This is a genomic window from Clostridium moutaii (assembly GCF_041205085.1).
GTDB lineage: Bacteria > Bacillota > Clostridia > Clostridiales > Clostridiaceae > Clostridium_B > Clostridium_B moutaii.
The window spans coordinates 12,854-26,901 of the sequence record NZ_JBGEWD010000014.1 but is presented as its reverse complement, the minus strand read 5'-3'; the positions used below and the strand labels follow the sequence as shown (position 1 = coordinate 26,901).

The window sequence follows — 14,048 nt, the reverse complement described above, 5'->3', positions numbered from 1 at the left end:
TTTCATTTCAATATTCAGTTTCTATTCTTCAATGTCACTTTTTTCTACTAATTCAAAATATATTTCATGGGCGGACATATCCACCTTTAACACACGAATTCTCACTTCATCTCCTAATTTATATATATTCCTGGTTTTTTCTCCCATAAGGCTCAGATGTTTTTCATCATATATATAATAATCATCTTCTAAAGTGCTCATATGAACCAATCCTTCAATTGTATTTGAAAGTTCAACAAACATTCCAAAATTGGTAACTGAAGATACTATACCATTAAATTCTTCACCAATTCTTTTGCTCATATACTCTGCTTTCTTCAGATCATCTACTTCCCTTTCAGCATCCTGAGCCAGTCTCTCCATATCAGAAGATTGTCTTGATGCATAATCAACTTCTTTAGCCAGCCTCTTTATTCCGCTCTCATCTAATTGTCCATTTATGAACTTCTTAATTATTCTGTGAATTATTAAATCCGGATATCTCCTTATAGGTGAAGTAAAATGGCAATAATATTTAGCTGCCAATCCAAAATGACCTACACACTCTGGTGAATATCTGGCCTGTTTCATAGAGCGGAGCAGCAGAGTACTTACCACCGTTTCTTCTTTTTTTCCCTTTACTTTCTCTATAATATCTTGAAGAACCTTAGGATGAACTTCTTGTCCCCATCTAATTGTATAACCCAAGTTATGGACAAATTCGTTAAAACGCATTAATTTTTCCTCATCAGGATCTTCATGTATTCTGTATACAAAAGGCGTATTGGTCCAAAACATATGTTCCGCTATGGTTTCATTACACACCAGCATAAATTCTTCTATTATTCTATTTGATATTCCTCTTTCATAAGGCTCAATTTTTATAGGTACTCCCAATGAATTCAAAATTATTTTACATTCCTGAAAATCAAAGTCTATGGCACCTCTTATCTTTCTCTTTCTATTTAGGATTTTACAAAGCTTTTCCATAAGCTTAAATGTATCCACTAGATAATCATATCTTTTTATAGTTTCAGGATCCTCATCTCTAAGTATTTTAGTAACATCTGTATAAGTCATTCTTTCATTAGTTTTTATTATACTCTCTACAATATCATGCTTTAGTACTCTGCCATCTTTGTCTATCTCCATAAGACAGCTTAAAGTCAATCTATCAGTATTAGGATTTAAACTGCAGATGCCATTTGATAATTTTTTAGGAAGCATTGGTATAACTCTATCTATAAGATATACTGAGTTCCCTCTTTTTAATGCTTCTTTATCCAATGGACATTTTTCTGTTACATAATGGGATACATCTGCTATGTGAACACCTAAATAATAATTTCCGTTTTCAAGCTTTCTTAGAGATACAGCATCATCTAAATCTTTTGCATCTTCACCATCTATTGTAACTGTAAGCACATCTCTTAAATCAACTCTTCTTTTATATTCCCTCTTAGGTATTTCTTCAGAGATATTCTCGGCATATGTCAAAACCTTTGGAGGAAACTCTTCCGGAAGGTTGTTCTTTTTTATTATAGTCAATATATCTATGCCTTTTTCTCCTCTTTTACCTAATATATCTACTATTTTTCCCTCTGGGTTTCTTCTATTATCAGACCATTTAGTTATTTGTACAATTACTATATCTCCTGTTTCCGCATCTTTCTTACATTCTTTAGGTATAAATATATCTTGATCTATGCGTTTTTCTTCCGGTACAACAAATCCAAAATTCTTACTATTTTCAAATGTGCCTATAATTGTCTTATTTGCTCTTTCAAGTACCCTTATTATTTCACCCTCACATTTCTTCCCTCTATTTTCTTCCTTAGTTACTTTTACTACAACTTTATCCCCGTTCATGGCACCATTCAAGGAAGAAGAAGATACAAACACATCCATTCCTTCATTATCCGGTATAACAAATCCATATCCCTTTTGATGTCCTTGAAATTTCCCTGTCACAAGCCCCATCTTATCGGGTATGCCATATCTGTTAGTACGTGTTTTAATTATTAATCCCTCTTTTTCCAACTGATCCATCACTTTCTTGAAATCTTTTATTTCATTTTTCCTTATAGAAAACACTTTTCCCAATTCTTTTATGGTCATAGGCTTATATGCCTGTTCCTTCATAAAATTTATAATTGCTTCTTTTATATTCATTTTTTCACCACCTTTTATTATATTGACATTAGGGAGAAAAAATATTCAACATCGCCCAAATTTCTCACTTTAATTCAATAATATATTAATCTTATTTTAAAAGTCAATACATTCCAGTCATCATAAATTTCTATAAAAAATAAATAGAGTAAATCATACTCTATTCATATAAACTACTGCTAAATACAATTATTTTATTAAATTTTGCACTATACATATAATTGCAAATATTATAGACAAAAATACAGTCACTCTGGATAACATTGCTTCTGATGTTCTGGATTTATTTCTTGAATAAAAACTTTCAGCTGCTCCACCAGATATAAAGCCACTCAATCCATTGGTTTTTCCCGGCTGCATAAGTACAACCGCCACAAGCATAACACCTATTATCAATTGTAAAATTATCAAAAAAGCATGCATGGTTCTTCACCTCCTGCTACTATATGTAAAATATTACCCTACCAAAATTAATATACATTTAATAATAACATATATATGTATTAATTTCAATTTACACTTCTTAATAGATGTGTAAAAACTCTTAAGACCTACACAAATACTAATTCATTTAAATCTTAAGAGTTTCTATTTAAAGTTTGACTGAACTCAATTCACATAGATCAATTGCCTGGTTTATTTTACATTATAAAATGCATCCAGTCCTCTATATTCAGCTGCTTCTCCTAACTCTTCTTCTATTCTCAAAAGTCGATTATATTTTGCAACCCTTTCACTTCTAGCTGGTGCCCCGGTTTTTATCTGTCCTGCATTTACCGCTACCACTAGATCTGCAATAGTTGTATCTTCTGTTTCACCGGATCTGTGTGATACTACTGCCGTATATCCAGCTCTTTCTGCCATTTCTATAGCATTCAATGTTTCTGTAAGTGTTCCTATCTGATTTAATTTTATTAATATGGAGTTCGCAACCTTTTTAACTATACCTTTTTTTAATCTCTTGGTATTTGTTACAAAAAGATCATCACCCACTAACTGAATTTTACTTCCCAACTTTTCAGTTAATATTGCCCATCCTTCCCAGTCCTCTTCTGCCATACCATCTTCCAGTGAAATTATAGGGTATTTTTCTACAATTTTAACATAAAAGTCTACCATCTCTTCAGGAGTTAAAACTTTTCCCTCACCTTTTAAATTATACTTGCCATCTTCATAAAATTCCGATGAAGCAGGGTCAAGTGCTATATATATATCCTTGCCTGGTGCATATCCAGCCTTTTCTATAGCCTCAACTATAATCTGTATTGCCTCTTCATTTGATTTTAAATTTGGTGCAAATCCTCCTTCATCACCCACTCCAGTATCATATCCCTTAGATTTGAGAAGGGACTTTAATGTATGATAAACCTCTGAGCCCATTCTAAGGGCTTCACTAAAGTTTGGTGCACCTGCAGGCATTATCATAAACTCCTGAAGATCTACATTATTGTCTGCATGCTTTCCTCCATTTAATATATTCATCATTGGAACGGGGAGAACTTTTGAATTTACTCCTCCTATATATTGATATAAACTTAGTCCCAAATATTCAGAAGCAGCTCTTGCACATGCCAGTGATACACCTAAAATAGCATTAGCTCCTAATTTTGCTTTATTGTCAGTGCCATCCAGTTCTATCATAGTTTTATCTATTAATACCTGATCAAATGCATTCATTCCTATTAGCTCTTCTGCTATGTAGTTATTTACATTGTCAATGGCTTTTAATACACCTTTTCCCTTATATTTTTCAGCATCTTCGTCTCTAAGTTCCACGGCTTCAAATTCTCCAGTAGATGCACCTGAGGGTACTGCTGCTCTACCTATAGTACCATCCTCCAGTAAAACTTCTACTTCTACAGTAGGATTTGATCTTGAATCAAGGATTTGTCTTGCAGTTACGTCCACTATTTCTATATAATTTTTCATAAACATCAGCCATTATGAAAATTATAATGGCCTTTTCAACTCCCTTCAATATTTTATTTTTGTACATTACACCTGGAAATTTTTTAAACTTATTATTTCAAAATGAGACTTTTACCAGTCATTTCTTCAGGTTTCACAAGTCCCATAACTTCAAGCATTGTAGGCGCAATATCTGCTAATATACCACTTTTTTTTAACTTTTTAGCATTTTTTGATATATATATAAATGGTACTTTATTCGTAGTGTGAGCTGTCATAGGTTTTTGTGTGGAATAATCTATCATTTGTTCACAGTTTCCATGATCTGCAGTTATAAATACTGTTCCGTCTTTTTCCAATACTTTATTTACAATTCTACCCAGACATTCATCCACCACTTCTATTGCAATTTTAGCTGCTTCAAAAATTCCTGTATGTCCTACCATGTCAGGATTTGCGAAATTCAATATTATCATATCATATTTATCCATATCCAATCTATCTAAAAGCTTATTAGTAACCTCTCTGGCACTCATTTCAGGTTTTAAATCATAAGTGGCAACTTTAGGTGACGGGATAAGAACTCTATCCTCATTTTTATTAGGCACTTCAATTCCACCATTGAAAAAGAAAGTCACATGTGCATATTTCTCAGTCTCCGCTATTCTCAATTGATTTTTTCCCATATTACTTACATATTCCCCTAAGGTATTTTTATAATACTCATTCTGAAAAGCTATATCTACATTTTTGATGGTAGCATCATATTCAGTCATGGTTACAAATTCCAAATTAAGCTTATCTCTCTTAAAACCTTCAAATGTATCATCATTTAATGCCCTTGTAAGCTGTCTTGCCCTATCAGGCCTGAAGTTGAAAAATATTACGGAGTCCCCATTTTTTATAGTGGCCACCGGAACCCCCTTTGTTTCAATTACAGTTGGAATTATAAATTCATCTGTTTTGTTATTTTCATAGGAAGTTTCCACAGCTTCCAAAGCGCTATTTGCCTTATTGCCCTTGCCATATACCAACGCATTATATGCCAGCTGTACTCTTTCCCATCTTTTATCCCTGTCCATGGCATAATATCTGCCTGATACTGTTGCTATCCTTCCTATCCCAATTTCTGTCATATACTGACTTATATCCTTTATATAACCAGCAGCTGAAGACGGCGGAACATCCCTTCCATCTGTAAAGGCATGAATATATACACTGTCAATACCTCTTTTTTTGGCAAGCTGCAGTAGTCCTTTTAAATGATCTGTATGAGAGTGTACCCCTCCCGGTGATAAAAGTCCCAAAAGGTGAAGATCTGAATTGTTTTCAATTACGTTATCCATGGCCCTATTTAAAGCCTCATTCTCAAAAAAGTCTCCATTTTCTATGGATTTTGTAATTTTAGATAAATCCTGATATATTATTCTTCCCGCTCCTATATTCAAATGGCCTACTTCCGAATTGCCCATCTGTCCTTCCGGCAATCCCACACTCAATCCACTAGCTGCTAGCTCAGTATGGGGATATTGTCTGAAATATTTATCAAAATTAGGTTTATATGCTGCCTTGACTGCATTTCCCTCTCTCTTTTCAGAAATTCCAAAACCGTCTAATATCATAAGCATTGCTGGATTCTTTTTCATTTTTACCTCCAAATATAAAACTTAATAATTTACTATTGCTGCAAAATCTGCCGCTTTTAAGCTAGCTCCTCCAATTAATGCTCCATCTATATCTGATTGTTCCATCTGAGCTTTAATTGTAGCAGGCTTTACCGAACCACCATATTGTATCCTGATTTTTTGTGCTGTACCTTTTCCATACATCTTTTCAATTATACTTCTTACATAAGCTATATTCTCATTTGCCTGTTCATTGGTAGGTGTTTTCCCCGTTCCTATTGCCCACACTGGCTCATATGCAACTACCACTTTTTCCACCTGCTTTTTTTCAAGCCCTGCTAGATCCAATTTTATCTGTTTTCCCAAAACTTCTTCTGTTATATTGGTTTCTCTCTCGCTGAGAGTTTCCCCGCAGCAAACTATTGGAATCATATCATGTTCAAAAGCCTTTTTAACTTTTTTATTAATAGCTTCATCCGTTTCACCAAAATATTGTCTTCTCTCACTATGCCCAATTATAACATAATCTATCCCAATGGACTTAAGCATTTGAGGAGCTACTTCACCAGTATAGGCTCCACTTTCCTCATAATACATATTTTGTGCTCCGACCTTTATATTTGTTCCCACTACTGCCTTTACTACGGAATCTAAACAAACATAAGGAGGACATACCACTACATCACATTTTGCATCTTTTACAAGGGGCTTTAATTCCTCTACTAGTTTTAACGCCTCATCTACAGTTTTATTCATCTTCCAATTTCCAGCTATTATTGGCTTTCTCATACGAATTACCTCCATTAATTTCTATTTATCATTTAAAGCTGCTATTCCAGGCAGTTCTTTGCCTTCCAAAAATTCAAGAGAAGCTCCACCACCTGTGGATATATGTGTCATCTTGTTTCCAAATCCCAATTGATTAACAGCTGCTGCACTGTCCCCTCCACCTATAATTGTAGTGGCACTGGATTCTGCCATGGCCTTAGCTACGGCAAAAGTTCCATTTGCAAAATTTTTAAATTCAAATACTCCCATAGGTCCATTCCAAACTACGGTTTTGGCACCTGCTATAGCATCCTCATATAATTTACAAGTTTTCGGTCCAATGTCCAGTCCCATATATCCATCTTTTATATTTTGATCTTCTGTTATAACAGGTTTCGCATCTTCATGAAACTTGTCTGCCACTATATTGTCTACAGGCAAGAGCAGCTTTACATTTCTGGCTTTTGCTTTGCTTATCATTTCTCCAGCATATTTTATTTTATCCTCTTCCACAAGAGAATTCCCTATAGTATGTCCCTGGGCTTTAGAAAAAGTATAACTCATACCTCCACCTATTATCAATGTATCTACTTTTTCAAGCAAGTTGTTTATTACATTTATTTTATCTGAAATCTTAGCACCACCTAATATGGCAACAAAAGGTCTGGTTGGATTTTCAACTGCATTTCCCAAAAATTTAAGTTCTTTTTGAATTAAATAACCGCATACAGCTGTATTTAAAAATTTAGTAACTCCCACCGTGGAACAGTGTGCCCTATGTGCTGTCCCAAATGCATCATTTACAAAAATTTCAGCAAGAGATGCCAGCTCTTTCGAAAAATTATCTTCATTTTTAGTCTCTTCCACTCTATATCGTGTATTTTGTAACAGTATTACGTTTCCATTTTTCATATTTTGAACAGCATTTTTTGCGTTTTTCCCGACTACATTATCATCTGCTGCAAACACAACCTCTTTTTTTAACATTTCTGAAAGCCTCTCTGCAACTGGTCTCAGTGACATCTCTGGTTTTGGCTCTCCCTTTGGTTTTCCGAGATGTGAACAAAGTATAACCTTTGCATCATTTTGTATAAGATATTTTATAGTCGGAAGAGCTCCAATCAATCTATTCTCATCTGTTATTTTACCATCTTTTAAGGGAACATTAAAATCACATCTTACTAATACTCTCTTTCCCTTTACATCTATGTCCTCAATTGTCTTTTTATTAAAAACCATGTCTGCACTCAACTCCTTTACTAAAATTTTACTATATATTTACCATTAAGTATATAGTAAGCAGGCCCGGCCTTATAGCCAAAACTACAAAACCAGGCCTTATAATAATTATAATCTATCAGCTACATACTTAGTCAAATCTGCCAGTCTATTTGAATATCCAAACTCATTATCATACCAGGCAATAACCTTTACCATATTTCCCTCTATAACCATAGTTGACAATCCATCTACTATAGAAGATCTCTCATCTCCCCTATAATCTACAGATACCAATGGTTCATCGCTATAGCCAAGTATTCCCTTCATATCAGTTTCAGCAGCTTTTTTAAATGCAGCATTCACCTCTTCTACTGTAATGTCTTTGGATAATTCCGCCACCAAATCTGTACACGATACTGTAGGTGTAGGCACCCTAAGTGCAAATCCATTCAATTTGCCTTTTAATTGGGGGAGTACCAATGCAACTGCTTTTGCTGCTCCCGTAGTTGTTGGAATCATTGATTCTGCTGCCGCTCTTGCTCTTCTCATATCTTTGTGTGGAGCATCCAGTAATCTCTGATCTCCTGTATATGAATGAACAGTAGTCATTAATCCTTTTACTATCTTGAACTCTCTATCCAAAACTTTAGCAAATGGTGCCAAACAGTTTGTAGTACAGGAAGCATTTGAAATTATATTATCTTTAGCAGCATCATATTTTTCCTCATTAACTCCCATAACTATGGTTATATCTTCATTTTTAGCCGGAGCAGATATCAAAACCTTTTTAACTGTTCCACCAAGATGTACCTTAGCTTTTGTAGCATCGGTAAACAATCCTGTGGATTCTATAACTATTTCAGTGCCTAATGAATTCCAGTCTATGTTTTTAGGATCTCTTTCTGCGAATATCTTTATTTCATTTCCGTTTACAACTATTGAGTTTTCTTTTGCTTCTATAGTTCCATCAAATTTTCCGTATAACGAATCATATTTTAAAAGATGTGCCAATGTCTTTGCATTGGTTAAATCATTGATACCTACGATTTGCAGTTCGCCTGTATAATGTTTAACTAGTGCCTTGAATACATTTCTTCCTATTCTTCCGAAACCATTAATTCCAACTTTGACCATTTATAATTCCTCCTAAATAATTAAATATTTATGTTTAATATTAAATTAACAGCTAATTGATAAATTTCACAATTTCCCTGGCAGCTCCCTCATCGGTAATTAAAATACTGTTATGATTGTTTCTTTCAGTGGACAATATTGCCTCTGCCTTACTGCTTCCTCCCGCCACGGCTATTAGTGTCTTAATTTTTCCTATTTCTTCATTCTTTATTCCTATGCTGGGAGTTGAGTATATTATTTTCCCCTGTTTATCGAAATAATATCCAAAAGCCTCCCCCACTGCACCTTCCAATTGTATTTTGTTTATCTTATCTTCCGGAATTCCTCTTCTCTTGGCCATTTTATAGGCCCTGCCTATACCATATATGAGTACATCCGCATTATATATATTTTTTACTATATCTTTTATATCCTTTTCCTTGACAATAGTTTTTACAACCTGATCACTTAAATTGTCAGGCACATGAAGCAACTTATAAGTGCCTCCAACTTTATTTGCCAATCTGGCAGATAAAGTATTGGCCTGAGTTTCCATATTTCTTCCCATGCCTCCTCTAGCCGGTACTACCAATATATTTCTCAAATTAGAAACTTCAGGAATATTATCAATTACTCTCTTTATAGTAGAGCCACCCGTAAGTGCAATTATATTATTGTCTCTTAATATATCTTTAAGGTAATTTGCTGCAGTTCTACCTATTTCATTCATCACAGTTTTATCTTTATCACAATCTCCTGGAACGATTATAATATCCTTTAATCCGAGGTTATCTTTTATGAGCTTTTCAATTTCAGATAATCCTCTTAATTCATGTATAAAATCTTTAAGTTCATTAATAATCTCTTCCCCTTCTTTTGTCACTGTCATACCGGGGGTATTTATTTTAATAAATCCTTGAATTCTCAAGAAATTTATTTCTGTTCTAACTATCCTCTCGCCAATGCCTAAATCATTTGCCAATACTCTTCTTCCAACAGGCTGATTATAATATATAGTTCTTAAAACATCATATCTTTTTTCCAACAATTCTACTAATTCAGGTACTATTTTCTGCTGAAATTTAAGTATTTTCTCCAAAATCACACCTCCTGGTCGTTAATTGTCCCACCGCATTACTAATTGTCCCACTTATATTATAAAACATATACGGATTTTTTTAAATAGTATTTTAAAAATTTTATTGCTATTTTTAACTATACAGGGAGAATTAAAATCTTTTTCTCCCTTTTGATGATTTTATACCCATCTCTTCTCTGTATTTTGCCACAGTTCTTCTGGAAATATTCATACCTTGTTCATTTATCAAATCACATATTTTTTGATCCGATAATGGCTTTTCCCTATCTTCTTCATCTATCATTTCCTTAATATTATTCTTAATAATTAATGCTGATACATTTTCCCCATTAAAACCTCTCAATATACCTGTAGTAAACAAATCCTTTATTTTTATTGTACCTCTGCTTGTGTATATATACTTATCTCTTATAGCTCTGCTTATAGTGGACTCATGCATCTGCATGCTATCTGCTATTTCTTTTAAAGTCATGGGCTTTAAGTAGCTTTCCCCATAATCAAAATAATCCCTCTGTAATTCCAATATTTTTTCAATAACCCTATATATAGTACTTTTTCTATGTTGTATACTTTTTATTAAAAACAATGCACTATTCAGCTTTTCTTTTACATAGCTCACTGCATCTTTATCATTTTCTTTGTTTATTATATCCTTATACATTGCATTTATAGTTAATCTTGGTGCTAAATCATCATTCATAATTATATAATATTCATTATCAATTTTCTTTATATATGCATCCGGGGTTATATATCTTACATCTTCCCCAGTGTAAAATCCTCTAGAAGGTTTTGGATCAAGAGTCTTTATTAAATCACCATACTCTTGAGCTTGCTTTACATCTATATTTAATTCCTTTGCTATAATATTATATTTATTTTCTGCTATCATCTCTAAATATTTATCTATTATTATAAATATATTTTCATCATCCATTCCTTTTTGTCTTATTTGAATTTTTAAGCATTCTGCCAAATTCCTCGCTCCTATTCCATAAGGCTCCAAATCCTGGATTACGTTTACACAATGTGCTGTAAGTTCTTCTGAAATTTTAAGTTCCTCTTCTATTTCTCTATTTTCCAACACTAAATATCCCTTGGTATCTATATTTTCTGCAATATATAAACATATTGCCTTTACATAATCATTTTCATCAAGATCCCTTATCTGATCTTTTAGATATTCCTTTAAAGATTTTTTTTCAGAAATAAAATTAAATGGAGATACTTCATTATCATCATTCTTTTCATAACTATGATGGCTATAATTATCAAAGTCAAGATTTTTTATAATTTCCTTATAATCCAATTTATCTTTTTCTATTTCATTAACATTGGATTCCTTAACATCAAGCACTGGATTTTCTTGAATTTCTTTTTCCACATATTCTTGAAGCTCAAAACTTGACATTTGAAGCAATTTTACAGATAATTGCATCTCCTGAGTCATCACCAATTTTTGTTCTTGAGTTAAATTAAGGCCAAAATCCATGTTCACTTTTACACACCTCCATTCACAATCATTATTAAATCATTCCTATTATCTTTATTATATCATGAAGTCATAAAATTAATGAAAGTTTTATTGAAAGTTTTTTAATCAGTACTATAAAAATAGGATTTAGTACTAAAACTAATTTTATTTTAGTATTAAATCCGAAATTTACTGCAACTTAAAAATTTTTTTCTATTAATCCTATTAATAACTTTCTACAAAGAATACCCCGCAGGCTCCCGTACCCGAGTGTACCCCCACTGTACATCCAACTTCACACTCTATAAAATCTATTTTTCTATATTTAAGATCTTCTCTCAATGTATTTAATATATCTGTTTCTCCAACATGGAGCAGTACAGCAATTTCCCCTTTTTTAATCCCTTTTTTATCAATATACTCAATCATGCTTCTAAGGGCTCTTTTACTTCCTCTTACTTTGTCAATTACAGCCATCTCACCATTTTCAACTGCAACTATTATCTTTATTCCTAAAATATTACCTATAATTCCTGATGCTTTAGGCAGACGTCCTCCTTTTACAAGATTGTCCAAACTATTAAAAAACAAAGTACTTCTAATATGAGAAGAAATCTCTCCAACTCCGCTTTCTATTTCTTTTATCCCAAATCCAGCTTCTTTCAATTTTGCGGCTTTAATAACTTGAAGTCCCAATCCAGAGGTTACATTTAGACTGTCAATTACAGTTATATCTTCTGTATCCAGCATCTCTTTAGCAATACATGCAGATTGATAGGTTCCACTCATTTTAGATGAAAGGTGGATGGAAACTATTTTATACCCTTGTTTTATATATGAATTATAACATTCTAAAAATATTTGAGGATTTACTTGAGCTGTTATGGGAAAGACATTACTTTTCTCCATTTTACCTAGAAGAGTATGAATATTTATATCAATTCCATCTCTGTAAGACTTTTCACCAAAATTAATAAGAAGAGGAAGTACCTCTATATCATACCTTTTTATTATGTCTTCAGGAAGATCCGCTGTACTGTCTGTGATTATTTTTATCTTTTCCATTTTTTAATATAGCTCCTTCCTTACTTCATATTTGGAAAGCTTAATTGTCTTAAAGCTTCATATGCAACTACTGCCACAGTATTAGATAAGTTTAAAGATCTAGTGCTGGTTTTTATCATAGGTACTCTTATACATCTTTCAGGATCACTATCCCTTATTTCATCAGGCAGTCCACAAGTTTCCCTTCCAAATACTATAAAATCTCCATCTTTAAATTTGGCATCATAATAAAAATTTTTACCATGGGTGGTAGAAAAATAAAAAATGCTTTGTTTATATTTTTCTCTAAGTTCTTCATAAGAATCATATAAACTCAGGTCCAGATACTTCCAATAGTCCAGTCCTGCTCTTCTCAAATGTTTTTCATCCAAACTAAATCCCAATGGTTTTATCAGATGAAGTCTGGAACCTGTAAGTACACATGTTCTTGCAATATTACCTGTGTTCTGCGGTATCTCAGGTTCAAATAACACTATATTCAAACTCAATTTTATTTCCTCCTCTGATTTTATAGTCAATACCATAAAATATGTAAATATAAAATTCAATAATGATCTGTAATTTTAAAATTAGACTTACTAGTACAAAAGTCCTATTAAATATATTACTCCATATTAATGTTACAGTAAAGAGGAGGTATTACTAAATTATATTATATAACTTAACCTTCATATCCTTTAATTCTTCTTACTAATGGAAAAACTATAATATTATTTTTTATTATTTTCATTTAAATAATCAATTATTCCATTTGAAATATTTTGTCCAAGTTTCTTTAATACATCTTCATTTGACAACCTGATTCTATCCTGAGGATTAGTTATAAAACCACATTCTACTAGAACTCCCGGTATCTTGCTGTACCTAAGCACTGCTAAATTTTGTCTTTTTATTCCCCTGTTTTCCCAATTATCATTTTTTACAGATTCTTTCTCTATTGCCTTGGCTAACTTTATTCTTTCATCTTTCTGATATCCATTTGCATCGTAATATAATGTGGTTATTCCCCCAAAACTTTTATCATTTAAAGAGTTCACATGTATTGATACAAATACGTCTGCATAAGAAGAATTGACTTTGTCCCCTATCTCATCAAGACCTAATAGCTTGTCCTCATTTCTAGTAAGAAACACAACACTCCCTTTATTTTTTAAATATGACGCAGCATATCTAGCTATTTTCAAAGTCAAATTTTTTTCATACATATTTCCATAACTTGTACCTTTATCTATTCCTCCATGTCCAGGATCAATCACTATATAATACTTTTTAAGCGGAATATGTTTATTATAGGCATCCTGTTCATCTATTTCTTTAGTACTAGGAGCTGCCATCATATTAATTGAATTATTTACATTTAATATTTTCATACTCTTACTGAAAATAAGCATTAGCAAAACAAAAAAAACACATGGAAACATAAAACTTTTTCTGCCATTAATTCTCATAATATCACCATCCTTTTTAGTCCTCCATTACCACGATATAATTATTATACCATTTATTTCCTTAATCTTCCATAAAGTATTTTCTTTGTTTTCTCTTTAAAATAAATGCATACTTAACTTAATTTTAATATGTGGTTAATAATTATATATTAATATAATTATTAAGGAGATGATAA

General features: G+C 32.5%; 12 protein-coding genes. All 12 read right to left on the bottom strand.

The window, feature by feature from the left end; genetic code table 11:
- Window positions 1-21: 21 nt before the first annotated feature.
- The 12 genes from rnr to AB8U03_RS13330 all read right to left on the bottom strand — a co-directional run bounded on the left by rnr (window position 22) and on the right by AB8U03_RS13330 (window position 13,872).
- Window positions 22-2,151, bottom strand: a complete 2,130-nt coding sequence (gene rnr / locus AB8U03_RS13385; protein WP_369705055.1) for a ribonuclease R — start codon at window positions 2,149-2,151, stop codon at window positions 22-24.
- A 189-nt stretch (window positions 2,152-2,340) separates the two neighbouring features.
- The gene (gene secG / locus AB8U03_RS13380) at window positions 2,341-2,574 is read right to left on the bottom strand and encodes a preprotein translocase subunit SecG (RefSeq protein WP_369705054.1); all 234 of its coding nucleotides are present in this window, start codon (window positions 2,572-2,574) and stop codon (window positions 2,341-2,343) included.
- Window positions 2,575-2,787: 213 nt separating this feature from the next.
- Window positions 2,788-4,080, bottom strand: a complete 1,293-nt coding sequence (gene eno / locus AB8U03_RS13375) for a phosphopyruvate hydratase (protein WP_369705115.1) — start codon at window positions 4,078-4,080, stop codon at window positions 2,788-2,790.
- Between the two features lie 92 nt (window positions 4,081-4,172).
- Window positions 4,173-5,705, bottom strand: a complete 1,533-nt coding sequence (gene gpmI / locus AB8U03_RS13370; RefSeq protein ID WP_369705053.1) for a 2,3-bisphosphoglycerate-independent phosphoglycerate mutase — start codon at window positions 5,703-5,705, stop codon at window positions 4,173-4,175.
- A gap of 21 nt (window positions 5,706-5,726) precedes the next feature.
- Window positions 5,727-6,473, bottom strand: a complete 747-nt coding sequence (gene tpiA, locus AB8U03_RS13365) for a triose-phosphate isomerase (RefSeq protein WP_369705052.1) — start codon at window positions 6,471-6,473, stop codon at window positions 5,727-5,729.
- Window positions 6,474-6,494: 21 nt separating this feature from the next.
- On the bottom strand, window positions 6,495-7,691 hold the full coding sequence (locus tag AB8U03_RS13360; RefSeq protein WP_369705051.1) for a phosphoglycerate kinase: 1,197 nt from the start codon (window positions 7,689-7,691) through the stop codon (window positions 6,495-6,497).
- A gap of 108 nt (window positions 7,692-7,799) precedes the next feature.
- On the bottom strand, window positions 7,800-8,807 hold the full coding sequence (gene gap / locus AB8U03_RS13355) for a type I glyceraldehyde-3-phosphate dehydrogenase (protein ID WP_369705050.1): 1,008 nt from the start codon (window positions 8,805-8,807) through the stop codon (window positions 7,800-7,802).
- A 52-nt stretch (window positions 8,808-8,859) separates the two neighbouring features.
- The gene (locus AB8U03_RS13350; protein WP_369705049.1) at window positions 8,860-9,885 is read right to left on the bottom strand and encodes a sugar-binding transcriptional regulator; all 1,026 of its coding nucleotides are present in this window, start codon (window positions 9,883-9,885) and stop codon (window positions 8,860-8,862) included.
- A gap of 130 nt (window positions 9,886-10,015) precedes the next feature.
- Complete coding sequence (gene rpoN / locus AB8U03_RS13345) at window positions 10,016-11,377, bottom strand: RNA polymerase factor sigma-54 (protein ID WP_369705114.1); 1,362 nt, start codon at window positions 11,375-11,377, stop codon at window positions 10,016-10,018.
- Window positions 11,378-11,584: 207 nt separating this feature from the next.
- Window positions 11,585-12,424, bottom strand: coding sequence for a DegV family protein (locus tag AB8U03_RS13340; RefSeq protein WP_369705048.1), 840 nt, complete (start codon window positions 12,422-12,424; stop codon window positions 11,585-11,587).
- Window positions 12,425-12,444: 20 nt separating this feature from the next.
- On the bottom strand, window positions 12,445-12,912 hold the full coding sequence (gene trmL / locus AB8U03_RS13335) for a tRNA (uridine(34)/cytosine(34)/5-carboxymethylaminomethyluridine(34)-2'-O)-methyltransferase TrmL (protein ID WP_369705047.1): 468 nt from the start codon (window positions 12,910-12,912) through the stop codon (window positions 12,445-12,447).
- A gap of 222 nt (window positions 12,913-13,134) precedes the next feature.
- Complete coding sequence (locus tag AB8U03_RS13330) at window positions 13,135-13,872, bottom strand: N-acetylmuramoyl-L-alanine amidase family protein (protein WP_369705046.1); 738 nt, start codon at window positions 13,870-13,872, stop codon at window positions 13,135-13,137.
- Window positions 13,873-14,048: the final 176 nt, after the last annotated feature.